23 protein-coding genes and 1 pseudogene are annotated in these 23,894 nt (G+C 60.8%); 8 read left to right on the plus strand and 16 right to left on the minus strand.

Annotation, left to right across the window (positions count from 1 at the left end; genetic code table 11):
* Window positions 1-5 precede the first annotated feature (5 nt).
* Window positions 6-1,352, plus strand: coding sequence for a DEAD/DEAH box helicase (locus HU762_RS10155; protein WP_186636117.1), 1,347 nt, complete (start codon window positions 6-8; stop codon window positions 1,350-1,352).
* 236 nt (window positions 1,353-1,588) lie between these two features.
* On the opposite strand, the gene HU762_RS10160 is transcribed toward HU762_RS10155, so the two are convergent.
* The 5 genes and pseudogenes from HU762_RS10160 to HU762_RS10180 form a co-directional block, all read right to left on the minus strand.
* Window positions 1,589-1,864, minus strand: a complete 276-nt coding sequence (locus tag HU762_RS10160; RefSeq protein ID WP_186636121.1) for a hypothetical protein — start codon at window positions 1,862-1,864, stop codon at window positions 1,589-1,591.
* Window positions 1,865-2,175: 311 nt separating this feature from the next.
* Window positions 2,176-2,475 carry an addiction module antidote protein gene (locus tag HU762_RS10165; RefSeq protein WP_186636124.1) on the minus strand — a complete coding sequence of 100 codons (300 nt, stop codon included), beginning with the start codon at window positions 2,473-2,475 and terminating at the stop codon, window positions 2,176-2,178.
* Window positions 2,468-2,768 (minus strand): annotated as a pseudogene (locus HU762_RS10170) (type II toxin-antitoxin system RelE/ParE family toxin). Before HU762_RS10170 ends, HU762_RS10165 begins: the two are co-directional and overlap by 8 nt.
* Before the next feature lie 115 nt (window positions 2,769-2,883).
* Complete coding sequence (locus HU762_RS10175) at window positions 2,884-3,156, minus strand: hypothetical protein (protein ID WP_186636126.1); 273 nt, start codon at window positions 3,154-3,156, stop codon at window positions 2,884-2,886.
* Window positions 3,157-3,397: 241 nt separating this feature from the next.
* Entirely contained in the window at window positions 3,398-4,129 is a 732-nt protein-coding gene (locus HU762_RS10180; RefSeq protein ID WP_186636129.1) for a thioredoxin family protein, read from the minus strand.
* Between the two features lie 181 nt (window positions 4,130-4,310).
* Between HU762_RS10180 and HU762_RS10185 the strand changes: the two genes are divergently transcribed.
* A complete protein-coding gene (locus HU762_RS10185) occupies window positions 4,311-4,703 on the plus strand; it encodes a transcriptional regulator (RefSeq protein ID WP_186614036.1) in 393 nt (130 codons plus the stop codon).
* 56 nt (window positions 4,704-4,759) lie between these two features.
* Here HU762_RS10185 and HU762_RS10190 read toward each other — a convergent pair whose 3' ends face one another.
* The 3 genes from HU762_RS10190 to HU762_RS10200 form a co-directional block, all read right to left on the minus strand.
* The gene (locus HU762_RS10190) at window positions 4,760-5,626 is read right to left on the minus strand and encodes a DUF6279 family lipoprotein (protein ID WP_186636132.1); all 867 of its coding nucleotides are present in this window, start codon (window positions 5,624-5,626) and stop codon (window positions 4,760-4,762) included.
* Window positions 5,627-5,707: 81 nt separating this feature from the next.
* Window positions 5,708-6,418, minus strand: coding sequence for a TorF family putative porin (locus HU762_RS10195; protein WP_186636135.1), 711 nt, complete (start codon window positions 6,416-6,418; stop codon window positions 5,708-5,710).
* Window positions 6,419-6,614: 196 nt separating this feature from the next.
* Window positions 6,615-6,803 carry a hypothetical protein gene (locus tag HU762_RS10200; protein WP_172436054.1) on the minus strand — a complete coding sequence of 63 codons (189 nt, stop codon included), beginning with the start codon at window positions 6,801-6,803 and terminating at the stop codon, window positions 6,615-6,617.
* Between the two features lie 328 nt (window positions 6,804-7,131).
* Between HU762_RS10200 and HU762_RS10205 the strand changes: the two genes are divergently transcribed.
* Together HU762_RS10205 and HU762_RS10210 are read left to right on the plus strand one after the other, a co-directional pair.
* Complete coding sequence (locus HU762_RS10205; protein WP_186636138.1) at window positions 7,132-7,968, plus strand: S1-like domain-containing RNA-binding protein; 837 nt, start codon at window positions 7,132-7,134, stop codon at window positions 7,966-7,968.
* Window positions 7,969-8,247: 279 nt separating this feature from the next.
* Window positions 8,248-9,702, plus strand: coding sequence for an NCS1 family nucleobase:cation symporter-1 (locus HU762_RS10210; RefSeq protein WP_186636141.1), 1,455 nt, complete (start codon window positions 8,248-8,250; stop codon window positions 9,700-9,702).
* Here HU762_RS10210 and HU762_RS10215 read toward each other — a convergent pair whose 3' ends face one another.
* Window positions 9,703-10,875, minus strand: coding sequence for an MFS transporter (locus tag HU762_RS10215; protein ID WP_186636144.1), 1,173 nt, complete (start codon window positions 10,873-10,875; stop codon window positions 9,703-9,705). It lies immediately after the preceding gene.
* A gap of 103 nt (window positions 10,876-10,978) precedes the next feature.
* Here HU762_RS10215 and HU762_RS10220 point away from each other — a divergent pair, with 103 nt between their 5' ends.
* Entirely contained in the window at window positions 10,979-11,872 is an 894-nt protein-coding gene (locus HU762_RS10220) for a LysR substrate-binding domain-containing protein (RefSeq protein ID WP_186636147.1), read from the plus strand.
* 139 nt (window positions 11,873-12,011) lie between these two features.
* Complete coding sequence (locus HU762_RS26900; RefSeq protein ID WP_256222727.1) at window positions 12,012-12,140, plus strand: PA1414 family protein; 129 nt, start codon at window positions 12,012-12,014, stop codon at window positions 12,138-12,140.
* A gap of 156 nt (window positions 12,141-12,296) precedes the next feature.
* Here the strand turns inward: HU762_RS26900 and HU762_RS10225 are convergent, their stop codons facing one another.
* The 4 genes from HU762_RS10225 to speB all read right to left on the minus strand — a co-directional run bounded on the left by HU762_RS10225 (window position 12,297) and on the right by speB (window position 16,801).
* The gene (locus HU762_RS10225; protein ID WP_186614022.1) at window positions 12,297-13,685 is read right to left on the minus strand and encodes a sodium:solute symporter; all 1,389 of its coding nucleotides are present in this window, start codon (window positions 13,683-13,685) and stop codon (window positions 12,297-12,299) included.
* Between the two features lie 182 nt (window positions 13,686-13,867).
* Window positions 13,868-15,382 (minus strand): cytosine permease, encoded by a 1,515-nt coding sequence (locus HU762_RS10230; protein ID WP_186636285.1) that lies wholly within the window; start codon window positions 15,380-15,382, stop codon window positions 13,868-13,870.
* A gap of 51 nt (window positions 15,383-15,433) precedes the next feature.
* Window positions 15,434-15,841: a nuclear transport factor 2 family protein gene (locus HU762_RS10235; protein ID WP_186636150.1), complete on the minus strand. Its 408-nt coding sequence runs from the start codon at window positions 15,839-15,841 to the stop codon at window positions 15,434-15,436.
* 9 nt (window positions 15,842-15,850) lie between these two features.
* Window positions 15,851-16,801, minus strand: coding sequence for an agmatinase (gene speB / locus HU762_RS10240; RefSeq protein WP_058545244.1), 951 nt, complete (start codon window positions 16,799-16,801; stop codon window positions 15,851-15,853).
* A 189-nt stretch (window positions 16,802-16,990) separates the two neighbouring features.
* On the opposite strand from speB, the gene HU762_RS10245 reads away from it, so the two are divergent.
* A complete protein-coding gene (locus HU762_RS10245; RefSeq protein WP_186636153.1) occupies window positions 16,991-17,884 on the plus strand; it encodes a LysR family transcriptional regulator in 894 nt (297 codons plus the stop codon).
* Between the two features lie 2 nt (window positions 17,885-17,886).
* The gene (locus HU762_RS10250) at window positions 17,887-18,483 is read left to right on the plus strand and encodes a DTW domain-containing protein (protein WP_186636155.1); all 597 of its coding nucleotides are present in this window, start codon (window positions 17,887-17,889) and stop codon (window positions 18,481-18,483) included.
* A gap of 125 nt (window positions 18,484-18,608) precedes the next feature.
* Here HU762_RS10250 and HU762_RS10255 read toward each other — a convergent pair whose 3' ends face one another.
* From HU762_RS10255 to HU762_RS10265, 3 genes are all read right to left on the minus strand, one after another.
* Window positions 18,609-19,973, minus strand: a complete 1,365-nt coding sequence (locus tag HU762_RS10255) for an HlyD family type I secretion periplasmic adaptor subunit (protein WP_186636158.1) — start codon at window positions 19,971-19,973, stop codon at window positions 18,609-18,611.
* Window positions 19,974-20,046: 73 nt separating this feature from the next.
* Complete coding sequence (locus HU762_RS10260; protein ID WP_186614012.1) at window positions 20,047-22,206, minus strand: type I secretion system permease/ATPase; 2,160 nt, start codon at window positions 22,204-22,206, stop codon at window positions 20,047-20,049.
* 19 nt (window positions 22,207-22,225) lie between these two features.
* Window positions 22,226-23,584: a TolC family outer membrane protein gene (locus HU762_RS10265; RefSeq protein ID WP_186636161.1), complete on the minus strand. Its 1,359-nt coding sequence runs from the start codon at window positions 23,582-23,584 to the stop codon at window positions 22,226-22,228.
* Window positions 23,585-23,894: the final 310 nt, after the last annotated feature.

Here is a 23,894-nt window from a genome sequence, read left to right on the forward strand (position 1 = left end):
CACCCGTGTTTTCCCAATTCGCCCTGCACGAACGCCTGCTCAAAGCCGTGGCCGAGCTTAAATTTGTCGAGCCAACGCCGGTGCAGGCAGCGGCTATTCCGCTCGCGCTCCAGGGGCGTGACCTGCGGGTGACGGCGCAAACCGGCAGCGGCAAGACCGCCGCGTTCGTGTTGCCGATCCTTAACCGCCTGATCGGTCCGGCCAAGGTCCGCGTCAGCATCAAGACCCTGATCCTGCTGCCGACCCGTGAGCTGGCCCAGCAGACCTTGAAGGAAGTGGAGCGTTTCTCGCAGTTCACCTTCATCAAGTCCGGCCTGATCACCGGCGGCGAAGACTTCAAGGTCCAGGCCGCCATGCTGCGCAAGGTGCCGGACATCCTGATCGGCACGCCGGGGCGGATGATCGAGCAACTGAACGCCGGCAACCTCGACCTCAAGGAAGTCGAAGTGCTGGTGCTGGATGAAGCCGACCGCATGCTGGACATGGGCTTTGCCGAAGACGTGCAGCGCCTGGTGGAAGAGTGCACCAACCGCCAGCAGACCATGCTGTTCTCCGCCACCACGGGCGGTTCTGGCCTGCGTGAGATGATCGCCAAGGTCCTGAACAACCCTGAGCACTTGCAGCTCAACGCGGTCAGCCAGCTGAACGCCACCACGCGCCAGCAAATCATCACCGCCGACCACAACCAGCACAAAGAGCAGATCGTCAACTGGCTGCTGGCCAACGAAACCTATGAAAAGGCCATCGTATTCACCAACACCCGGGCCATGGCCGACCGTATCTACGGCCGTCTCGTTGCCCAGGAATACAAAGCCTTCGTGCTGCACGGCGAGAAAGACCAGAAAGACCGCAAGCTGGCCATCGACCGCCTCAAGCAGGGCGGCGTGAAAATCCTCGTCGCCACCGACGTCGCGGCCCGTGGCCTGGACGTGGATGGGCTGGACATGGTCATCAACTTCGACATGCCCCGCAGCGGCGACGAATACGTGCACCGTATCGGCCGCACTGGTCGCGCCGGCAACGATGGCCTGGCGATCTCGCTGATCTGCCATGGCGACTGGAACCTGATGTCGAGCGTCGAGCGCTACCTCAAGCAGAGCTTCGAGCGTCGCACCATCAAGGAAGTCAAAGGCACCTACGGCGGACCGAAAAAGGTCAAGGCCTCGGGCAAGGCCGTTGGTGTGAAGAAGAAAAAAGTCGACGCAAAGGGCGACAAGAAAAAAACCGGCGCCAAGGCCCCGACCAAGCGCAAGATCGCCAACCGCCCGAAGACCGACGCCTTGTCGCTGGTCAGCAAGGACGGCATGGCCCCGCTCAAGCGCCGCAAGCCAGAGGCGCCGGCGGCTGAGTAAAATCGGCGTTAGCGCTTGATGAAAAAAACCGGACCTTGGGTCCGGTTTTTTTATGAGCGGCTGAATCTTGCGCAAAACCTGTGGCGAGGGGATTTATCCCCGCTGGGCTGCGAAGCAGTCCAATAGAAGCAACCTATTTACCCTGATGTACCGAGTCGCAAGCTTCAGGTCTGCTTCGCAGCCCAGCGGGGATAAATCCCCTCGCCACAAACCAGCTGTGTTCGGTTCTGTGGCGCTCACTCCGCCTTCTTCTGCGCCTCCTCCAGTTCCCGCAGTCGCTTATCAATCAACTCGCATTTGTCCGGCACCTCCTTGCTGGATGTCTCGATGTTCATGGCCTGCAGTTCGGCATTCATTTCCTTGGCTTTGGACGGATCCTGCTCGGTGAGCTTGGCGACCTTATCCGCCAGTTGCTCGCGCTTGATGGTGGCTTCTTCGGGTGTGCAAGCGGCCCAGGCGGGCAGGGCGCAGGTGAGGGTGGCGGCGAGGGTGAGTGTGATCAGGGTTTTCATGGCTCGGGCCTCGTATTCCTTTGTTGGGCAGATAAACGGTTGAGGCTGATGGCGGGGAGAAAGTTCAGTGATTGCAAGGTGGGCTGCTGATCGAGGGAGTCCTACCGCGGCGCAGGATCTTTTTGTACCTACAGATCAGGTCCGTTTGATGCAAGATGCGCTGCAGCGCGATCAGTTGACCGGGACAGGGCGCTTCGTTGACGAGGTAGAGCGGATTGTTGGCATACGAGTAGAACAACGAGGGCAGCGGCGGCCAAGGGGCAGACAGCAAAATAAATCTGTCCTCGTTTCCTGCGCTGCTTCCGTTATGGCTACGACGTAGTGTGGGTGTGGGGCCGAGCCGTCATGTCGACGCCAAGTGCTTTCATGACCGCCAGGAGTGTTTTCAGAGTGGGATTACCATGCTCGCTGAACGAGCGGTATAGCTGTTCGCGCGACAGGCCAGTTTCCCTGGCCAATTCCGCCATCCCCTTGACTCGTGCGACTACCCCCATCGCTTTGGCGATATAGCTTGCATCGCCGGTTTCCAGGGCATCGCTCATAAACTCCGCGATGGCCTCGGGAGTGCTGAGGTATTCTGCGGGGTCGAATTCTGTAAAAGTCTCAGTCATTCTGTGCTCTCCACGCCTGCATTATCTGGTGGGCGGTTTCAATGTCGCGGCTCTGACTGCCCTTATCGCCGCCACAGAGTAGAATCACCAGCACGTCGCCCTGCTGGTGGAAGTACACCCTGTAGCCAAGCCCGTAATGAATTCGTAGCTCACTGATACCATGGCCGACTGGAGCGACATCGCCAGGTAACCCCTCTGTCAGTCGATTGATCCGTGAGGTGATACGAGCTCTGCCGGTGTCATCCGAGCTTTTTCAGCCAGGATCGGAATTTGCTGGATTCGATCTTCTTCATAAAATGTAGTCTATAAAATACAGAAAAAGCAAGGCTGCATATTCAGGGTCAAGCGTGTGCCTGGTTATTCCATAATTCGAAAGTGAAACGGGCGGCCAAAGGTCGCCCATTTGCGTTACTCAGCAGCTTGCGCCCGCAACCGTCTCCCAATCACATCCATCACATCACACCCGTCGCGCAACGCTATCGTCAGCAATTTGCAAAAATCAGAAAGCACCACCGTATCGGAGCTGATATCCGAGCGGAACGCGATGTTTTCCAGCAGCTGGGTCACGGTGCGGATTCGGTAGTCGGCGGTTTCGAACAGGACGTCGAGTGGGGCCTCGGTGTCGATGAGCAGGGTGGCGGGTGTGCAATCGACGCCAGTGATGGGCATGTATCTGGTCATAGCAAGAGCCTCGGAAGTTGATGAGCCTCTCTGTTGATTCGGGTCGCCAAACCCGGTCGTCTTTTGGGCGACGAGGGACTATAGGCTGGCCTGCTCCACTGCCACAAGACACCGCTTTCCGAGCTTCATGTAGGACGTTTGGCCTGGTATTTGTAGGCTTAAAGCAAGCGACTGCTGCGCAGTCGAGCGGGAGCAAGCTCCCTCACCACAGGGCTCGCGCTCGACTGGGCGGGTTGGCGTATCAGCTGTGGCAGCAACTATGGGGCTTGGCCTCTTCGTATTTATCGTGATACCGCACCCAGTCCATGATCTCCTCTTCGTTGCGGCCCTTCGGCGTGAGGTCGAGGTAGTTGTAGGTGCCGACCAGGATGTCCAGGCCGCGGGCGTAGGTGGAGTAGGTGTGGAAGATGTCGCCGGTTTCGTTGCGATAGAAGACGCTCAGGCCGGGGAGTTCGCCTTCGGTGGTGTCGGTTTTTTCGTAGTTGTAGGTGGCTTTTCCGGCGGCGGTGTCTTCGGTCTTGAAGCTGACGCCGAAGTCGTAGTTGAAGTCGCAGCCTTCTGACGAGACCCAGTCGAAGGCCCAGCCCATGCGGCGTTTGAAGGGCTGGAATTCGGCCAGGGGCGCGCGGGAGACGGCGACAACGGCGACGTCGTGGTGGGCCAGGTGTTGGTTGGCGCCGTCGATGTGGTCGGACAGGAACGAGCAGCCTTGGCAGCCTTCGGTCCAGGCGGGGCCGAACATGAAGTGGTAGATGATCAGTTGGCTGCGACCGCCGAACAGGTCGGCCAGGCTCAGTTCGCCGTGCGGGCCTTGGAAGCGGTAGGGCTTGTCGATTTTTACCCAGGGCAGGGCGCGGCGTTCGGCGCTGAGTTTGTCCCGTTCGCGGGTGAAGGCTTTTTCGTGAGCCAGGTGTTGGGTGCGGGCGGCGAGCCATTCTTCCCGCGACACGACTGGATGGTGTTCGATGTTCATGGGCTGCTCCTCAGAGATTCGTTTATCGACGGTTGCTCTGCCTAGTCGTTTGGTTGGCGTCGGATTCGACATGCCGTTGGTCGGCTCGGGGAGAGGACCGGTCGTGAACCCGGCTGAACGGCGCGGCGCCGCCTCGGTCACAAAACAAGTAGGCATCTCACTCTTTAGAGGATGGACCAGGATGACGACTTATAACTGGGACTTGATCGAACGGTTGCTTCACGAAGTGCAGAACGGCGCCGGCCACAGTTTTACCCCTCGGCCCTATGCGGAGCAGCACGCGGCGGCGAAAGCAGCTGAGGGCGAAGAAATCGAGAACCTCGATCATCTGAAAGCGGTCGCCGGGGAGTACGAGAAGTTACTGCTGGAGCGCGGCTATATTGAACCTCGTCCGGAGGAAGAAGGCGGCAATGGCGAGAATTTTGTGCTGACGCCGCGTGGCTCGCGGTTGTTGAGCCTGATCGACAGCAGCATTCCGGGTAACGATCATCCGCGTCAGGTGCTGGATGAACAGGAAGATGCGCTGGATGAGTTTACGTTCGATGATTTGGCTTCGAAGGCGCAGATTGCCTAGATCCAGTCCTATATCACCTGGGAGCGGGCTCGCACGCTTCCAGGTGATGGCCTGTCCTACCGTTGCGCTGCCTTCAAGCATTTCAAATCACTGAAGTCCTTTTTCACTCCGTCGATTTTTTGCAACAACCGTTCACGCTGCGCCGGGGTGCTGTCGGCCATAAGGTCTGCCAGCAGGCTGCGGGCCTGGGCTTCGGTCTTGTTGTAGGCCTCGCGGTAGGCGGGGGTCCACAGGCTCTCACGGTTCACCAGCAATTGTTCGATGCGTTTTGGGAAGTCGGGGCTGTGGCGCTGGGCCACGGCTTGGCTGAATTGGTTCTGCCAGTGGGCGCGGTTGGCGATCCATTGCTGGTTCTGGTCGCCGAGGGCGGTGGACCAGGCCACTACTCGTTGGCGTTGGGCGATATTGAGCGGGCCGACCCAGTCATTCAGGCGTTTTTCCATGCGCTCGGCACGTTCCTTGATCTGCTGCTGCAGCGTCGGCTTGAGGTATTCCCGCTGGCGTTTGCGTTGATCCTTGACGAACGCGGCGTCCATGTCGGCCACTTGGTCGTCGCTCAGGCCTTGCAGCAGTTCGATGGTCGACGGGGTGATTTCCCGGGCGGTTTCGGCGATGGCGGCCTTGGCCTCGCGGGTGCGTTGCTGCAGGGCTTCGTCGGTGACCTGATTGGTTTGTACCATGGTCTTCAGGCGATCAAGCCAGTCAAGGTAGCCGGGCAATTGCGTGGTGCAATGCCAGCTCAGGTGCTCCTTGAGGCGATCGTCGAACCAGTCTTTTTGCTCTCCGTTGATCTCCAAATAGTCGTTGAGCGTCCAGGGGATGATCAGGTCGAGGTTGCGGTACGCCAGCCCGACGCGGCTGCAAGCGGTGAGCACGAAGAGCATGGCGATGAACATGGCGGTGCGAATTAACCAGCGCGACATGAGCGAGTCCTTGCGAAAGCGTAGGTGCTTTGTTGGAGCATGGCAGGGGCGCGGCAGTTCAGCCGATTGAATACGTAACGCTTAGTAAAAAGGGTGGGCCATCTTCAGTGTGACCAGTCCGTCGCATTCACTGTTGTGACCCGAATACGCCGAGCAACTGTTGCCGCTGAGGCTCGAATCGCTGTAGATCAGGTCCAGGTCAATGCCTCTCCAGGGGCGGGAGATTTTCAACGACCAGTCGCTGAAGCTGCTGATGTAGCCATTATCCACAGACACCGGCGAGTTGAGCTGATGAGTGGTGTATTTGGCACTGATGCCAATGCCGAACGGCACGTTGCCGCCCAGGTCGGCAAACAGGGTGCTGTTCTGTTTGTCCGGGTCGTTGCTCAGGGCGGCGCCGAAGCGACTGCCGAGCAGGGTCAGGCCGCCATAGAATTCCTGGCTGTCGAGGGTATCGACGGTGGGGTAGCTGTAATGGATGAGGCCGACTTCATAGCCGAGGGTCTGGTCGAAAGGCTGTTTGAAACCCATGTAGGAATCGACTTCAAGGTCGGCGGACACCCCCGCGCTGGGCGACCACTGTCCGATGTACCAGCCGCTGTCGTGGCTCAGGTCCAGGCCGCCATGGAACGAACCGGTGCTCGATGGCGTGACGAGGCCCTGGGCCATGCTGCGGCTGGGCGTGGTACCGAGTTTAAGGTCGAAGTCACCGAGCTCGCGCTGGAACACCTGTCCCTGGACGAGAGGGCAGGCCAATAGGCTGGTCAACAGCACGACCGTGTGAATGCGCATGCTTCACTCCATGAATAGCGAGGAGCAGGGAATCGTAACCAAGCTGAAACGCTTGAGCTAGAGAGGTGCAAGCATACCGGCGAATGCTCGACCGCGATGGCCGTTCGTCGATTTTTTTAGAGAGGGGGGTAAGCAGAGGGGTTCCAGTCCAAGCGCTTCGAGCGTCAAAGCGCTTTGGGACCAGGTGCTGCGGGAATTACTTTTTGCCCAGGCTGATCTGCTTGGACGGGCCGAATGTCTGGCCGCTGACACCTTTGGCAATTTGCTGGATTTCACCGCCGGACTTGAGGAACGCAGCGATCTGGTCGTTGATCGACTCGCTGGTTTCAACGGCTGGAGCTGGCTTTGATTTGCTGTTGGATGCTTTTACGCGCATGACGACCATTAACCTGTAGATAATTAATTGGGCCAGGCATCGTACAGGAAATACTTGACAATTGCTTGGCAAATATCCTCCTGAATTATTATCGCTGAAACCGGAATATCGGCTGGGTTATCCGTATTTATGACCCTAAGTCGCTGTTTTAAATAAGATCACCTGAGCAAGCCCAGCGCCGACGGGAAGCGACGCGAACCGTCGGCCGTCTGACGAATGGCCACGCCTTGGACGAAAACCCAGGAAAATCAAAGGCCGCGCGGCGAAGCTCGTCGTCGGCCACGAATCGCGCCGCAAAACCGGGTAGAATGCCGCCCACGCAATGAGGGTATTGGAAATGGCTTTAGTCGGGCGCTACAACAGTTTGCAAGTGGTTAAACATACCAACTTCGGTTTATATCTGGACGGTGGAGCGGACGGTGAAATCCTGCTGCCCAATCGTTATATCCCCAAGGATATTCCCAGCGAAGATGAAGACTGGCTCAATGTTTTTATTTATCTGGACAGCGACGACAAACTGATCGCCACCACTGAAAAGCCGAAAGTCCAGGTAGGCGAATTTGCCAGCCTGAAAGTGGTTGAGGTCAACAGCATCGGCGTGTTCCTGGACTGGGGGCTGCCCAAGGATCTGCTGCTGCCGTACTCCGAAGAGAAGCGCCAGATGACCGCCGGCGAATATTGCGTGGTGCACGTCTACCTCGACAAACACACCCGCCGCATCACCGCTACGGCGCGCTTGGACCGTTATCTGGACAAGACCCCGGCCAACTATACGCCTGGGCAGGAAGTCGATTTGCTGGTGGCCGAAGCCACTGACATGGGCTTCAAGGCGATCATCAATAACAAGCACTGGGGCTTGATCCACAAGAACGAAATCTTCAAGTTCATGCGTGCCGGTAAAGAGGAAAAGGGTTTCATCAAGGAAATCCGTCCAGACGGCAAGATCAGCCTGAGCCTGCAGCCGGTGGGTCAGGAAGCGGCCACCAGTTTGAACGCCAAGATCCTCGCCAAGTTGCGCGAGAACAACGGCACGCTCCCGGTCAGTGACAAGAGCGACCCGGTATTGATCACCAGCCTGTTTGGCGTGAGCAAGGGCAACTTCAAGAAGGCCATTGGTGCGCTGTACAAGAATGGGCAGATTGTCATTCATGCGGATCGTATTGAGCTGACCTGACCAAATCCCCGCGTGGCGAGGGCGCAAGCTCCCTCGCCACGGTTGACCTTCGCTGTATACAAAATCCTGCACCCTTAACATGCATTCGCGCCCCGTTCGTGGGCGTTTGCCCGCGCCTGCTCGACTTGTTTCGCCGCTGAACACCACGGTTTGTCTCGCATCCGGTGCCTATGGCACGCATTCTGCCTTGGAACCCGTATACAAACCATGCCAGCTCCCGTGCGCAGTGTGGTGGACAATCAACTCGGGGGCTCGGCGGTATCCAAAAGGAGCCCCGCGATGTCCGAGCAAATGCCCAACGGCTATAGCCCTCGTCTCTATAACGAAGACTTGGGCCCGCTGCCGCAGAAATGGAATTGGTACAACATCTTCGCGTTCTGGATGAGTGATGTGCACAGCGTCGGCGGCTATGTATTTGCCGCCAGCCTGTTCGCCTTGGGCCTGGCGAGTTGGCAGGTGCTCATCGCGTTGTTGGGCGGGATTTGCATTGTGCAGTTGATCGCCAACCTTGTCGCCAAGCCGAGCCAGCAGGCGGCGGTGCCTTATCCGGTTATTTGCCGGTTGGCGTTCGGCGTGTTCGGGGCGAATATTCCGGCGGTGATCCGTGGCCTGATCGCCGTGGCTTGGTATGGCATCCAGACCTATCTGGCCTCGAGTGCGCTGATCATTGTGGTGCTGCGGTTTTTTCCTTCGATGGAAGTCTATGCGACGCAGCATTTTGCAGGTTTGTCCTACCTGGGCTGGTTTGGTTTCCTCGGCTTGTGGTTTGTCCAAGCGCTGGTGTTCTGGACGGGCATGGAGTCGATCCGTCGGTTTATCGACTGGGCCGGGCCGGTGGTGTATGCGGTGATGTTCCTGCTGGCCGGGTGGATCGTCTGGAAAGCCGGTTGGAGCAACATCAGTTTTACCTTGGCCGAGAAGTCGCTGTCCGGCTGGCAAGCGTTTGGTCAGGTCATCGTGGCGACAGCTTTGGTGGTGTCGTACTTTTCCGGCCCAACCCTGAACTTCGGTGATTTCAGCCGTTATTGCCGGAGCATGTCTGACGTGCGCCGGGGAAATTTCTGGGGGTTGCCGGTAAATTTCCTGGCGTTCTCCCTGGTCACCGTGGTGATTGTCTCCGGGACTTTGCCGGTATTCGGGGAAATGCTTCACGACCCGATCGCTACCGTGGCGCGCATCGACAACGATGTGGCCGTCTTGCTCGGGGCGTTTGCCTTCGTGACCGCCACCATCGGCATTAATATTGTCGCCAACTTTGTGTCCCCGGCCTTCGACTTTGCCAACGTCGCGCCGAGCAAGATCAGTTGGCGCGCCGGCGGCATGATCGCGGCGGTGGCGTCGATTTTCATCACACCGTGGAACCTGTTCAACAACCCTGAAGTGATTCACTACACCCTGGACGTGCTGGCGGCGTTTATTGGGCCGCTGTTCGGCATTCTGTTGGTGGATTATTACCTGATCAAAAAACAGCAGATCGACGTCGACGCGCTGTTCGACGACGGCCCGAGCGGGCGTTATTACTACAGTGGCGGGATCAACTGGACCGCCGTCAAGGCGTTGGTTCCGGCGACGCTGATGGGCGTAGCGATCACTTTCACGCCGCTGCTGCAACCGATGGCCAACTTTGCCTGGTTCACCGGATGCTTTCTCGGCGCAGTGTTGTATTTCGCCTTGGCGCGAGGTGAGCCGACGCCGCAGTTGGACAAAACCTACAGCCCTGCCGGCCAAGCCTGATCAGCGTAGGGCGGCCTGGGCGCAAGGGTTCCTCGCGCCGCGTTTGGCAGGCAGCAGCAACAGACCGCCCGCCAACACCAAACCGCTGCCGGCGACGATCAGCGCCGGTTGCAGGCCGCCGCTGAAATGGCTGCTCAGCGCCGCCAGCAATGGACCGCTGAGCTGGCCTACGGCAAAGCAGGCGGTCAGCAGCCCGATGTTGCGCTGGGTCGCGTGGGGCGCCAGTTCCCTTGAACGCAGCACCATCAGTTGCATGCAGGCCAGGAACGGTGCGCCGCATAGGATCACGCCCAGGGCCAAGCCCACGCCACTGCCCAACAGGCAGGCGAATACGCCGGCGGCTTGCAGCCACAACGTAGCCATCAGCCAGCGGCTGGTGGTGTTCGGGTTCGGTCGACGCAGGCTCACCAGCAGCACCCCGGTGGCGGCCGCCAGGCCAAAGCAGGGCCAGAACAGATCCGCCTGCCACTGCCCGTGAAATTGCGCCGAAGCCATTTGCGACAGGAAAGTCGCCGGAATGATGTAGCCGACGCCATACAAGGCGTAGACCACGCAGAGCCGGGCGATTGCGCTGTTGCTGGACGCGGCGATGGGCGCTGCGACCGTGGCCGTCGGTACGGGTTTGGGCAGGGCGGGCAGGATCACCAGCAACATCACCAGCGCTGCGCCGGCATACACCAGCCACAGGGTGTCGGATGTCTGGCCCAGCAAGTTCGAACCCAAGGCCAGCAAGCCTGTAAGAAAAATCCCCAGGCCTGGTCCGGCAAATACCAGTGCGCCGAGTCGGGGCCGTCCCGCCGCCGCTGCCAAAGGTTGGCTCAACGCGGTAATCATCACCATCACCCAGGCACTCGCCACGCCGGTGCCGAAGCGCAGCGCCAGGTGCGGCCAGAACCCCCAGGCCCAGAACGACGCCAGCGTCAGTACTACGCACAGCCACAGGCCTCCCAATAGACGTCGCTGCACCTGTTGTGGACGACGGGCGAACATGGCATCCAGCGCACCGAGCAGATAACCCAGGTAGTTGGCGGCTGCAATCAGACCGGCGGCGGTCAAGTCGACCTGACCTTCGCCGATTAAATGAGGTAATTGCGGTGTAAGGGCGAAGCGGCCAATGCCCATGGCCATCATCAGGGCAATGAAACTGGCGAGCAGGCGAATCAAGGGCGACATGGTCGATCTCCAGCGTCGAGGCGAATGACCGTCAGGCTAGAACCGATTGACTTTCATTAAAAATGAATAATAGTGAGTAACTTGTTCTTTTTTGGAGAAGGTTGTGGAGTTCAGCCAGTTACGGATTTTCCAAGCGGTGGCCGAAGAAGGTTCCATCACCCGAGCGGCAGAACGCCTGCACCGGGTGCCGTCGAACCTTTCGACCCGGCTCAAGCAGCTCGAAGAGCAGTTGGGCGTCGACCTTTTCCTGCGTGAGCGTCAGCGTTTGCAGTTATCGCCTGCGGGAAAAGTCCTGTTGGACTATGCGACCAAGCTGTTTGCCCTGCACGACGAAGCCCATGCGGCGGTGCAGGGTGGCCAGCCGGCTGGAGATTTTGTGTTGGGTACCATGTACAGCACGGCGGCGACGCACTTGCCGGACCTGCTGGCCGGTTATCACCGGGCTTACCCGGCAGTGAACCTGCAAGTGCAATCGGGGCCGAGCGGAGAATTGTTGGAAGGCTTGCTCACCAATCGTCTCGATGCGGCATTGGTAGACGGCCCACTGGAGCTGGCGGGGCTGGATGGCGTGCCGTTGTGCGACGAGCGGCTGGTGCTGATCACCGAGGCCGATCATCCGCCGGTGCGCAGTGCGCTGGATGTCCAGGGTCGCGCGGTGTTCACCTTCCGGCGTGGCTGTTCCTACCGGATGCGCCTGGAAGCCTGGTTTGCCCATGATCACGCAACCATGGGCCGGGCGATGGAGATTGAGTCGTACCAGGGGATGCTGGCTTGTGTGATCGCCGGGTCCGGGGTGGCGTTGATGTCCGAGTCGATGCTCGCCAGCCTGCCAGGCCGGGAACGGGTGACGATGCATCCATTGGCCGAGCCGTTTGCCAGCGCAACGACCTGGTTGATGTGGCGCAAAGGCATGGTCGGAGCCAACTTGAACGCCTGGATTGAATTGCAACAACAAGCCTGGCCGCGCGCGCCAATGATCACGGCGCAATCGGCTTGAACTCCCGGGCTGGGATTTGGATCAATTCAGTAACAGATCATTGCAATCTGTCACGAGCATTGCGTAGGACTTCGGACTATTATCAGTGCGAAGGGGCCACAGAAATCTGCCGCTCGCACCACCCTGAGGGGGCACCACGATGAAAGAGAAAATCCAGAACTGGCTTCACGACTTGGGTGTCGCGCTCGGCCTGATCGAACCGCCGATGCAGCCGATACCGATCCGCACCGACGACGAGCAACGCCGCCGCCAGCCGCGCCGCCGGTAAACCCACCTATTTTGGAGAGATCGCAGTCTCGGGCTGTTTCAATTGAAACAGCCCGAGACTGCGATCTTTTTTTTGTTTTGACGGGCTGATACAGGAAAAAAAAGGGCATGGCCACCGACGCCATGCCTCTCGAAGAAAACCTTTCCTACTGCTTGATCACGCGGCCTTGGCCACCACATTCGAACGTGGCGACAACAGGCTCACCAGTACAAAACTCACCAGCGCCACGCTCAGGCTGTAGTAGATCGGCGTGTTCGCGTCCAGGCCGTCCTTGAACATGAAGAACAGCGCGGTCAGGAAGCCCAGCGACATGCTGGTGATTGCCCCGGCCGTGGTCGCGCGTTTCCAGTAGATCGCGCCGATCAGCGGGATCAGCATGCCGCCCACCAGCAGGTTGTAAGCCAGGGTCAGGGCACTGATCACATCGCTGACCACCAGGGCGATGCCCAGCACCACCACACCCAGCAGCAGGGTCGCGATGCGGTTTTCGTGGACGTCGCCGTCGCCGCTTTCTCGGCCCTGGCGCAGACGCGGCAACAGGTCCTGGACCACCGTCGTGGACGCTGCCAGCAGCCCCGCCGCGGCGGTGGACATCAGCGCCGCTAGCGCTGCGGCGATTACCAGCCCGCGAATGCCATTGGGCAGGCTGGTCTGCACCACGCTGGCGAAGGCGTTGTTGACGTTTTCCAGGTCCGGCAGCAACACCTTGGCGGCCATGCCGATCAGCGCACCGGCCAGGCCGTAGAGCACGCAATAAAGGCCGGCGGCAGTGCCGGCGACTTTCGCCACGCGTTCGCTGCGAGCGGTGAACACCCGTTGCCAGATGTCCTGGCCGATGAAGATGCCGAAGAAGTAGATCAGGAAGTAAGTGAGGATCGTGTCCCAGCCGATCGCGGTGAAATCGAAATAACGCGCCGGCAACGCCGCTACCATCGCATCCCAGCCGCCGGCGTCGACGATGGACATCGGCATCAGCAGGAACACCAGGCCAACGGTCATGATCAAGAATTGCACGATGTCGGTCAGGGTCAGCGACCACATGCCACCGATGGTGGAATACAGCACGACGACACCGCCGCCCACCAGGATCGAAGCCCAGAAGGGCAGGCCGAACAGCACTTGCATCACCGTGCCGATGGCGATGGTCGAGGTCGCCCCGATCATCAGCGCATACACCAGCATGATCAGCGCGCTGGCGTGACGAGCCGCCGGGTTGTAGCGGCGCTCCAGCACTTGGGTCACGGTGTAGATCTTCAGCTTGAGCAGCGGCTTGGCCAGGAACAGGCTCAGGCCGACGATGCCCAGGCCGATCGCGCCGCACAGCCAGAAGCCCGAAATGCCGTGGACATAGCCCAGGCGCACGGTGCCGATGGTCGATGCGCCGCCCAGCACGGTCGCGGCCATGGTGCCCAGGTAGAAACCTGGGCCGAGGTTGCGCCCGGCGACCAGATAGTCGTCACGCGTCTTGGCGCGGCGCATGCCATACCAGCCCAGGGCGATCATGCCGGCGGCGTAGATGAGAACGACGATTAAATCCAAAGCCATGATGGCGTGTCTCCGATTGTCTTTTTTATGTGTAGGACGAGGTGCTGCTGTCCCTGGCGAACGAGGTGTTGTGGCGAGGGAGCTTGCTCCCGCTGGACTGCGCAGCAGTCCCAGGCTTTAGCGGTTGCTGCGCAACCGAGCGGGAGCAAGCTCCCTCGCCACAGGTATCTCGTGTGTTCGGATCAGGCGGTTTGCCTGAGGGCTGGTTTATCAAGGGGCGCCGACGCGTCCTTGCTCCGCGCATCCCCCGGCCCGTACACCGCCGCAGGCTCTGGAAACAGTCCCAGCAGCGCCAGGTACACCACCGACGCCAGGCCCAGGGTGACCGGCAGGCTGATGTCGATACCGCCGGCCAGTTCGCCCAATGGCCCGACGAATTGCCCCGGCAGGTTGACGAAGCACAGCCCCACCAATGCGCTGGGAATCCACGCCCCCAGGCCCCGCCAGTTCCAGCCGTGGCTGAACCAGTAGCGCCCGCCGGTTTCGCCGCGGGTGAACACCTGCAAGTCGTCCGGGCAGTAGAAGCCGCGGCGCACCAGCAGGCCGATGATCATGATCACCATCCATGGCGTAGTGCAGGTGATGATCAGCACGGCGAAGGTCGAGACGCTCTGCACCAGGTTCGCGGCGAAGCGCCCGATAAAGATGAAGGCAATCGACAGCACGCCGATCAGCAGCGTCGCCTTGACCCGCGACAGCACGCGGGGAAAGACGCTGGACATGTCCAGCCCGGTGCCGTACAGCGACGTGGTCCCGGTGGACATGCCGCCGATCACTGCTATCAGGCACACCGGCAGGAAGAACCATCCCGGCGAAACCGCCAGCAGGCCGCCCACGTAGTTGTTGGCCGCGATGTAGTCCGGTGCCTTGATCGCCACGATGGTGGCGGTGGCAAGGCCGAACAGGAACGGAATCAGCGTGGCCAACTGGGCAGCGATCACCGCCAGCATGATGCGCGGCTTCGGCGTATTTCGCGGGATGTAGCGCGACCAATCGCCCAGGAATGCGCCGAAGGAAATCGGGTTGCTCATGGCCACCAGCGCTGCGCCGATGAAAGCGGCGTAGAAGCCCGGCTGGCCGAGGCTGACCGTGCCGGCGAACTGGCTGTCGAAGCTCGGCGCGAAGGCGAATATGCCCAGCAGGAACAGCAGGCTGGCGGCCCACACGGCGATGCGGTTGACCCACAGCATGAAGCGGAAGCCGTAGATGCACACGGTCAACACCAGGAGTGCGAACAAGCCGTAGGCCAAGCCCAGGCTGAGGTCGGTTTCCGGCACGCCGATCAAGCGCTTGGCGCCGCCGATCAGCGCATCGCCCGAACTCCACACCGACAGCGAGAAGAACGCGATGGCGGTCAACAGCGAGAGGAACGATCCGACGATTCGCCCGTGCACGCCGAAGTGCGCACCGGAAGACACCGCGTTGTTGGTGCCGTTGAGCGGGCCAAACAGGCCCATCGGCGCGAGGATGATCGAACCCACCAACACCCCAAGCACAATCGCCCAGGCACCGGCCTGGAATGACAGGCCGAACAGCACCGGGAAACTGCCGAGCACGGCGGTGGCAAAGGTATTGGCGCCGCCGAAGATCAGGCGAAACAGATCGCCCGGACCGGCGGTTCGTTCATGGTCGGGGATCTGTTCGACCCCGTTGGTTTCAATCTGCGTAAGGCTTTTATCGTTATTGTTATTCATGATCTGCTCCGATCATCGAGGCGCACTCATCGCACGTGAGCGCTGCCTGCTTGGCTAAGGGGGTGGCAGCCCTTCCGGCATTGCGGACAAATGTTCATGACAGGCCAGCCATAGGCCTTGTTGTTCTTGGCGAAACACAATGGTTTCGCGCTCCTGGCTAAAGTGAAGCTCCCCTTGCATGCGCAGCTCGGTGGCCACGTCATGGATGAAAATCGCCACGTCCCCTTGCAGGCTGACGAAGGCGTTGCTCGAGGTGCAGTTCAGCACCTCGAAGCCATCCTCGGACCGCCAGCGATCCCACAAGGCCTGGTAGGCATCGCGGGACAACAAAGGCTGTTCGAGGGTGTAGAACACAAAGCTCGCATCGGCCGCGAACGCGCCGAAGTAAGCGTCGCGGTCATTGCGGGCGAAGGCCGACACCAGTTGCGCGGCGGCCTTGAGCACTTGATCGTGATCGTTCATGGCGGCGCCTCAGCGATGGACCACGCCCGGCAGTACGCAGAGCATCTCGTACAGCAGGTTGGCGCCCAGCAGCGAGGTGTTGCCGGTGGTGTCATACGGCGGCGAGACTTCTACCAGATCGCAGCCGACCAGGTCGAGGCCCTGGCAACCACGGACAATTTCGATGGCCTGGATGGTGGTCAGGCCGCCGATTTCCGGGGTGCCGGTGCCCGGCGCCCAGGCCGGATCGATGCCGTCGATGTCGAAACTCAGGTACACCGGGCCGCCGCCAACTTTCTCGCGCACTTCGGCCATCAGCGGTGCCAGGGATTTGTGCCAGCACTCTTCGGCCTGGACCACGCGGAAGCCCTGGTTGCGGCTCCAGTTGAAATCGTCGGCGGTGTAGCCCTGGGCGCGCAGGCCGATCTGCACAACGCGGTCGCAATCGAGCAGGCCTTCTTCCACGGCGCGGCGGAAGGTGGTGCCGTGGGCGATTTTCTCGCCGAACATGTGATCGTTCACATCGGCATGGGCGTCGATGTGCACCAGGCCGACCTTGCCGTGCTTCTTATGGATCGCCCGCAGGATCGGCAGGGTGATGGTATGGTCGCCGCCCAGGGTCAGGGGGATGACGTTGTGTTCGAGAATCTTGTGGTACGACTCTTCGATGATCCGCACCGCGTCCAGCAGATTGAAGGTGTTGATCGGCACGTCGCCAATGTCCGCCACCGCCAGCGAGTCGAATGGCGCGGCGCCGGTGGCCATGTTGTAGGGGCGGATCATCACGGATTCGGCGCGGATTTCGCGGGGCCCGAAACGGGTGCCGGCGCGCAGGGAGGTGCCGATGTCCAGCGGTACGCCGACGAACGCAGCGTCGAGGCCGGCAGCGGTTTGCAAATGGGGGAGTCGCATCATGGTGGCGATGCCGCCGAAGCGCGGCATTTCGTTGCCGCCCAGTGGTTGGTGAAGAATCTTGTCCACGGGTAGGGCCTCATCGTTTGTTTTATTTATCAGGGGCCGATTCTGCGAAAAGCTTTTGCCGTGAAGAATCGCTGGCGGCAAATACTTAGTTCAGATTTTTCTAAACTAATGGCGGGCGGGGCGATAGACTCCCAACCAACGCCTTCGCCACAGGTTTGCAGTGTCCTGTTTGTATTTGGAGTCCCCCCAATGGCCAACGCTCTACCCGACCTGAAACTGCTGCGCATTTTTGTCAGCGTGGTCCGGCACCAGGGGTTCGCCAATGCCCAGCACGAGCTCAATATTTCCACGTCGGCCATCAGCACCTACATGAGCCAGCTCGAATCAGCCCTTGGCCTGGTGCTCTGCCATCGCGGACGGGGCGGGTTCAGCCTGACCAGCAAAGGCGAGTTGTTCCATCAGGAAACCCTGCGCTTGTTGGGCGAACTCGAAGGGTTCGAGCAGTACGCCGCAGCGCTCAAGGGCGAACTGCGCGGTACGCTGAACCTCGGCGTGATCGACTCCACCGTCAGCGACAAGGCCCTGCCGTTTGCCGAAGCCATCGGCGCCTACAGCCAGGAACATCCGGCGGTACATTTGCACTTGTCCGTCATGAGCCCTTACGAACTGCAACTCGGCGTTCAGGACAATCGCCTGGACTTGGCCATCGGCGCGTTCTCCACGCGCATGAGCGGCCTCGTCTACATGCCGCTGTACCGCGAGCAACACTGGCTGTATTGCAGCAACCGCCACCCGTTGTTCAACGAGCGGCGCATCCCTGAACAACTCATCACTCAGCAACGCATGGTCGGGCGTGGTTACTGGAGCCAGGCCGAACTGGCGCGCCATGGCTTCAAGCACAGCGCGGCGACGGTGGAGAGCATGGAGGCCCAGTTGATCCTGGTGCTGTCCGGCGCCTATGTCGGCTATTTGCCCGAACATTACGCCCAAGCCTGGGTCGACAAGGGCGACTTGCGCGTGCTGCTGCCGGCGACGTTCGGCTATCAGGCACCGTTTTCGATGATCGTGCGCCGTGGCCGCAGCCGCGAGCCGTTGATCCAGACCTTCCGCGACTTGCTCAAAGCGCAACTGAATCAGGCCTGACCATGTCCAGAATCCAATGCCCGCGTTGCCTCCGGCCGCAAAGCCACTGCCTGTGCCCGCTGATCCCGAGCCTCGACAGCCGCACCCGGGTCTTGTTGTTGCAGCACCCCAGCGAGGTGAACCACGCCTTGAATACTGCCCGGTTGGCGGCGTTGGGGCTCAATAATGCCGAGTTGATCGTGGGCGAAGTGTTCGCGGATTTGCCCCGGTTGCTCAATCAACCGGGCTATCAGGCGCGGTTGTTGTTTCCTGCCGACGATGCGCAGCCGCTGCAAGCCTATGGCCCGAGCGGTGATTCGCTGCTATTGGTCGTCCCCGACGGCACCTGGCGCAAGGCGCGCAAGCTGCTGCATATGAATCCATTGCTGGCGGCATTGCCCAGGGTGACCCTGGCCGAGGGTGGCGTGTCCCGCTACCGTTTGCGCAAGGCGCCAGGACCGGGGGCGTTGTCGACAGTGGAGGCGATTGTCCAGGCGCTGCAAACCCTTGAGGCACCTGCGAGCTTCGAGTTGTTGCTGAAGCCGTTCGAGGCGTTGATCGAAGGGCAGATCGCGGCGATGGGGGAGGAGACTTATCAGAAAAATCATGGAGGGGGGTGATCGTTCCCACGCTCTGCGTGGGAATGCATCCACTGACGCTCCGCGTCACATCCGCAAAGGGGACGCAGAGCGTCCCGGGCGGCATTCCCACGCGGAGCGTGGGAACGATCAGTCTCAGCCAAAGCCTAGCGCTCGCGCATCGCCTCGGTCCGCGCCTTCAACACCGGTTTGAGCAAGTAATCCAAGACACTTTTCTCCCCGGTGATGATATCCACCGTCGCCACCATCCCTGGAATGATCAGCAGCGGTTTTGCATCGCCGCCCAAATGATTTTTGTCGGTGCGCACCTGGATCAGGTAGAAGCTGTTGCCCTTGTCGTCGGTGATGGTGTCGGCGCCGATCAGTTCGAGCTTGGCGCTCAGGCCGCCATAAATCGTGTAGTCGTAGGCGCTGAACTTGACCATGGCTTTCTGGCCTGGATGCAGGAACGCAACGTCCTGGGGACGGACCTTGGCTTCGATCAGCAGGTTGTCTTCCAGGGGCACGATTTCGATCATGTCGCTGCCCGGCTGGACCACGCCGCCGATGGTGTTGACCTTGAGCTGCTTGATCACCCCATGCACGGGCGAGACCACGGTGGTACGGGTCACACGGTCATCAATGGCGATGCTCGAGGCGGTGATTTTCGACAGCTCGGTGCGTTTCTCGTTGAGTTCCTTGGCCGCGTCGGAGCGGAAGGACTGTTCCGATTCGTCGATCTTGCTCTTGATTTCGTTGATCGCCGATTCGGCCCGAGGGATTGCCAAGGTCGTGGCGTTGAGCGAGCCGCGGATTTCCACCGCGCTGCGCTTGAGCCGCAGGATCTCCACCGGTGAAACCGCCCCGGTGCGCACCAGCGGTGCCGACATGTTCATCTCTTCTTGCAGCAGGCCCAGGGCCGAGCTGAACTGGCTTTGCTTGGAGCGAAACTCCGCGAGTTCCTGGGTCTTCTGCCGCAGTTGTTCAGTCAGGGTGCGTTGCTCGCTGGCCAGGCGTCGCTGGCGTTGTTCGTGCAACGAGCGCTCGTCTTCGGCCACTTGCGGCGCCTTGGCGATCACCTCGGCCGACAGCTTGAAGGGACGGCCTTCTGCCTCGGCCGACAAGCGTTCGACCTGGGCCGTCAGGGCATAGCGGTCGGCCTCGCTCTCGCCCTTGTTCGACAGGAACCGCGTGTCGTCCAGGCGCAGCAGGGTATCGCCCTTGTTCACCATTTGGCCTTCGCGCGCAAAAATCTCGGTGACGATGCCGCCCTCCAGATTCTGGATCACCTGGATCTTGCTCGATGGAATGGCTTTGCCCTCACCGGTGGTGACTTCTTGCAGCACCGCCAGTTTGGCCCAGACCAGCCCGGTCACGATCAGCCCGGCGGCCAGCCACACGGTGACCCGCGAGCGACGGGGCGAATCCTGCAGCGTGGCGCTGGCGGTTTCCGGCATGAACTCGCTTTCGGCGCTTCTGCTGAAACTGCCGAAGTAGCTGCGGGCGGCTGAATCGGGCGTTTGAGCTGGCATGGGACGGTACCCGTTGGTTAGATGAAATAGTGCTCAGTGCTGCTTTTTGTGGCCACAGGGCAGTTGTAGGCAGCTATACCGCCGCGGAGCCTACCCGGCCTTTACGCAGCGCATCGATCACCGCTTCCTTGGGCCCATCCGCCACGATCCGCCCGTTATCCAACACCACCAAGCGGTCCACCAGACTCAGCATTGAGGTGCGGTGGGTGACCAGCAGCACGGTCTTGCCCTGGACATGGGTGTGAAGTTTCTGCCGCAAGGTATCTTCGCTGCTGTTGTCCATGGCGCTGGTGGGCTCGTCCAGCAACAGGATCGGCGGATCGAGCAGCAGCGCGCGGGCCAGCAGCACGGCCTGGCGCTGGCCACCGGAGAGCAACTGCCCTCGCTCGCCCACCGGGCGGTCGAAACCTTGTGGATGCTGGCGGGCCAGTTCGGTAACGCCGGTCAGCTCCGCCACTTCCAGCATGCGCGCGTCGCTGATATAGCGGGCGCCGAGGGTGAGGTTGTCGCGCAGGCTGCCGGCCAGCAGCGGCAGGTCATGGGCGACATAGCCGATCTGCTGCCGCAAGTCGGCGACGTCCAGTTGCCGCAAATCCAGCCCATCGAGCAGCAGTTGGCCTTCCTCCGGTGCATAGAAACCCATCACCAGGCGCGCCAGGGTGCTTTTGCCCGAGCCGCTGCGGCCGATGATCCCGACCCGTTCGCCAGCCTTGAGGCTGAAGCTGATGTCGGCCAGCGCCGGGGTGTCCTGGCCGTTGTAGTGGAAGGTCACGCCGCTGACGTCCAGGGCGCCCTGCAACTGAGTGCGGTCCAGCGGGCGCTGTTTGGCATCGCGCTCCTGGGGCAACGCCATCAGGGCATCGGTGCTGCGCATGGTGAGCTGGGCTTGCTGATAGCGGGTAATCAGCCCGGCGATCTGGCCCAGCGGCGCCAGCACGCGGCTGCCGAGCATGTAGGTCGCCACCAGCGCGCCGACGCTGAGGTTGCCGGCGATGATGCTGTAGACGCCGGCGACGATGGTCGCCATGCCCGCCAGTTGCTGCAGAAAGAGGGTGCCATTGGTTGCCAGCGCCGAAAGGTTGCGCGCATGGCTGTCGAGGCGGGTGAGGGCCCCGTGGGTGCTTTCCCATTGATGCTGGCGCTCGCTTTCGGCGCTGCAGGCCTTGAGGGTTTCCAGGCCGCCGAGGGTTTCGATCAGCAGAGCCTGGCGCTGGGCGCCGAGGGCCAGGCTTTTCTGCACGGTGTCGCGCAGGCGGGCCTGGATGATCATGGCGAAGACAATGGTGATTGGAAACGCCACCACTGGAATCACCACCAGCCAGCCGCCGAGCAGGCCGATCACCACCAGCATCAGCAGGGCGAAGGGCAGGTCGATCAGGCTGGTGAGGGTCACGGCGGTGAGGAATTCGCGCAGGCCCTGGAAGTCATGGATGCTTTGGGCGAATCCGCCGATGGTCACGGGCTTGGCTTTCATCGCCATGCCGGTGATGCGTTCGAACAGGGTAGCGGAGAGAATCACGTCGGTTTTCTTGCCGGCGGTGTCCAGCAGATGGGCGCGCACCACTCGCAGCACCAATTCGAACCCGGTGCCGATCAGCAGCCCCACGGCCAGTACCCATAGCGTCGACGTGGCCTGGTTCGGTACCACGCGGTCGTAGGTCTGCATGACGAACAGCGGCACCATCAGGCCCAGCAGGTTGATCAGGAAACTTGCCAGGATCGCGTCGCTGTACAACCAGCGCGACAGTTTCAATGTGTCGCGAAACCATGCCTCGACCCGTGGCACCAAGGGTGCGCGCAGGTCTTCGAGTTCATGGCGTGGCCGGGCGAACAGCGCCTGGCCACTGTAGTCGGCGGTCAGTTCCTGGCGACTGACCCATTGCTCGCCGCCATCGGCTTCGCTGGGCAGGATCAGCGCCTGGCCGTCCTCGCCCCAGCGCCGCAGTATCGCGCAGCGACCACCGGCCAGGATCAGCATGACCGGCAAGTTGAGCGCAGAAATATCGTTCAGGTCGCGACGCAACAGTCGCGCCTGCAAACTGGCCCGGGCCGCTGCGCGAGGCAGCAGGTCCAGGCTCAAGCGTTGGTGCGCCATAGGCAGCCCGGCGCTGAGGCTGGCGCGACTGACGGTCGCGCCATGGAGTTTGCAGAGGATCAACAGACCGTCCAGCAAGGGATCATCGAAGTTCAGGCGCGGGTCGGCGCCGGGGATTACCGGTTCCATGCGGGTCATGCTGATCACTCCCACTGGATTACTTCAGTTCCGGCAACCGCGCCTGGTTCTTGACCTCGGTTTGGGCGACCGCGTCGGCTGGCAGCACGATCCGTTGTTTTTGCAGCAGCAGGCCCATGTTCGCCAGCACCCGGTACATCGAGTATTCCTCGGTGTAGCGCACCTCGGTGTAGCGACGGTTGGCGTTGTACAGCTCGTTTTCACTGTCGAGCAGATCGAGCAGGGTCCGCTGGCCGAGGCCGAACTGATCTTGATAGGCGGCGCGCACGCGAGCGGTGGTGTCGGCGTACTCGCGGGCCGTCGGGGTCTGCTTGCGGGCGTTGAGCATCGCGTTCCAGGCCAGGCGCGTGTCTTCATTGAGCTGGCGCAGGGCGTTGTTGCGAATGTCCATGGCCTGGTTGATCTGATGGGCGTTCGAGGCCAGCCGCGCCTTGTCGCTGCCGCCGCGGAACAGGTTGTAGTTCATCACCACGCCGAGCCGCCAGTTGTTGTCATGGCCTTCTTCGCCGCCGAGGTTGTTGTTGGCGCCCACGGCCGCTTCGGCATCGAAGCGCGGGTAGAACGGCGACTTCGCCACTTCGTACTGGCTCTCGGCGGACTGCACGTCGGCCTGTGCCGATTTCAGGTAAGGGTTGTTGTCGACCATGCTTTGCTGGGCTTCGCGCAGGTCGACGGGAAGCTCGCCTTTGGTCGAGGGCGGCGCTTCCAGCTCATCGGGCATGCGCCCGACCACGCTGTAGAAATTCGCCTCGGCATCGGCGAGGTCGACTTGGGCGGTGTCGTAATTGTTTTCCGCCAGGGCGCGACGGGCATTGGACTGGTCGGAGTCGGCGGTGCTGCCCACGCCCCGTTCGGTGCGCAGACCGATCTGATCGTTGACCCGCAGGTGCGCTTGCAGATTGTTCTTGGCTAGGGTCACCAGTTCGCGACGCTTGAGCACTTCCAGATACACCTCGATGGTGCGCAGGGCCAGGTCCTGGGCGGTGCCCTGGGCGTAATAGGCTCGGGAATTGACCACGCCTTTGGTGCGCTCCACTTCATTGGCGGTGTTGAACCCGTCAAAAATCATCTGCCGCAGGCGCAGCTCCGACTGGGTGTAAGTCAGGATGTTGGTGTGGTGGTTGCCCAATGCCCGGGTATTGGTGTTATCGCTGTAGCCGCGGCCATAACCGGCGTTCAAATCCAACGATGGGAAAAAGCCCCCCCTGGCGACCTTGACGTCTTCATTGGCCGACAAACGGCTGTCCACCCGTTGCGCCAGTTCGGGGTGGGTTGCAATGGTGCTCTGGATCGCTTCGGTCACCGACATGGCCTGCACCTGAGAAGAGCAGGCGATGGCCAGTAAAACCGCGCTGTAGAGGGGGGTAAGAACGCGCATGGGGAGCATCTCCTGAGGTCTGTTGTGCTTCGTTGTCGCCAGAATATTGACGTTTAAAAGATCAAAACCGTTTCAACCTTGTAACAACACAGCTAAGAACATCCTGAGGAAAACCTAAGAAGGATTTCTCATAACGCTTATGCCGAAAAAAACTTATGTGCTCTGAGAAATCCAGCACATTGTTCAAATCGAAAGCCGCGGAAGATAAGGGTTCCGACGACTTTTAGGCGTCAATAAAAAGTTCCATACAAATTTTGAAACGTAGTGAAGACGTGCAAAAAGGTTGAGCGGAGAGGTAGTTTTAAGCGAC

The organism is Pseudomonas sp. SWRI92 (assembly GCF_014268685.1).
Taxonomy (GTDB): Bacteria; Pseudomonadota; Gammaproteobacteria; order Pseudomonadales; family Pseudomonadaceae; genus Aquipseudomonas; species Aquipseudomonas marvdashtae.

Coding starts and splice junctions, on each gene's coding strand:
- HU762_RS10160 (WP_186636121.1), bottom strand. CDS start 1,864: ATGAAAACCCTGATCACACTCACCCTCGCCGCCACCCTCACCTGCGCC.
- HU762_RS10165 (WP_186636124.1), bottom strand. CDS start 2,475: ATGACTGAGACTTTTACAGAATTCGACCCCGCAGAATACCTCAGCACT.
- HU762_RS10175 (WP_186636126.1), bottom strand. CDS start 3,156: ATGACCAGATACATGCCCATCACTGGCGTCGATTGCACACCCGCCACC.
- HU762_RS10180 (WP_186636129.1), bottom strand. CDS start 4,129: ATGAACATCGAACACCATCCAGTCGTGTCGCGGGAAGAATGGCTCGCC.
- HU762_RS10185 (WP_186614036.1), top strand. CDS start 4,311: ATGACGACTTATAACTGGGACTTGATCGAACGGTTGCTTCACGAAGTG.
- HU762_RS10190 (WP_186636132.1), bottom strand. CDS start 5,626: ATGTCGCGCTGGTTAATTCGCACCGCCATGTTCATCGCCATGCTCTTC.
- HU762_RS10195 (WP_186636135.1), bottom strand. CDS start 6,418: ATGCGCATTCACACGGTCGTGCTGTTGACCAGCCTATTGGCCTGCCCT.
- HU762_RS10200 (WP_172436054.1), bottom strand. CDS start 6,803: ATGGTCGTCATGCGCGTAAAAGCATCCAACAGCAAATCAAAGCCAGCT.
- HU762_RS10205 (WP_186636138.1), top strand. CDS start 7,132: ATGGCTTTAGTCGGGCGCTACAACAGTTTGCAAGTGGTTAAACATACC.
- HU762_RS10210 (WP_186636141.1), top strand. CDS start 8,248: ATGTCCGAGCAAATGCCCAACGGCTATAGCCCTCGTCTCTATAACGAA.
- HU762_RS10215 (WP_186636144.1), bottom strand. CDS start 10,875: ATGTCGCCCTTGATTCGCCTGCTCGCCAGTTTCATTGCCCTGATGATG.
- HU762_RS26900 (WP_256222727.1), top strand. CDS start 12,012: ATGAAAGAGAAAATCCAGAACTGGCTTCACGACTTGGGTGTCGCGCTC.
- HU762_RS10225 (WP_186614022.1), bottom strand. CDS start 13,685: ATGGCTTTGGATTTAATCGTCGTTCTCATCTACGCCGCCGGCATGATC.
- HU762_RS10235 (WP_186636150.1), bottom strand. CDS start 15,841: ATGAACGATCACGATCAAGTGCTCAAGGCCGCCGCGCAACTGGTGTCG.
- HU762_RS10245 (WP_186636153.1), top strand. CDS start 16,991: ATGGCCAACGCTCTACCCGACCTGAAACTGCTGCGCATTTTTGTCAGC.
- HU762_RS10250 (WP_186636155.1), top strand. CDS start 17,887: ATGTCCAGAATCCAATGCCCGCGTTGCCTCCGGCCGCAAAGCCACTGC.
- HU762_RS10255 (WP_186636158.1), bottom strand. CDS start 19,973: ATGCCAGCTCAAACGCCCGATTCAGCCGCCCGCAGCTACTTCGGCAGT.
- HU762_RS10260 (WP_186614012.1), bottom strand. CDS start 22,206: ATGACCCGCATGGAACCGGTAATCCCCGGCGCCGACCCGCGCCTGAAC.
- HU762_RS10265 (WP_186636161.1), bottom strand. CDS start 23,584: ATGCGCGTTCTTACCCCCCTCTACAGCGCGGTTTTACTGGCCATCGCC.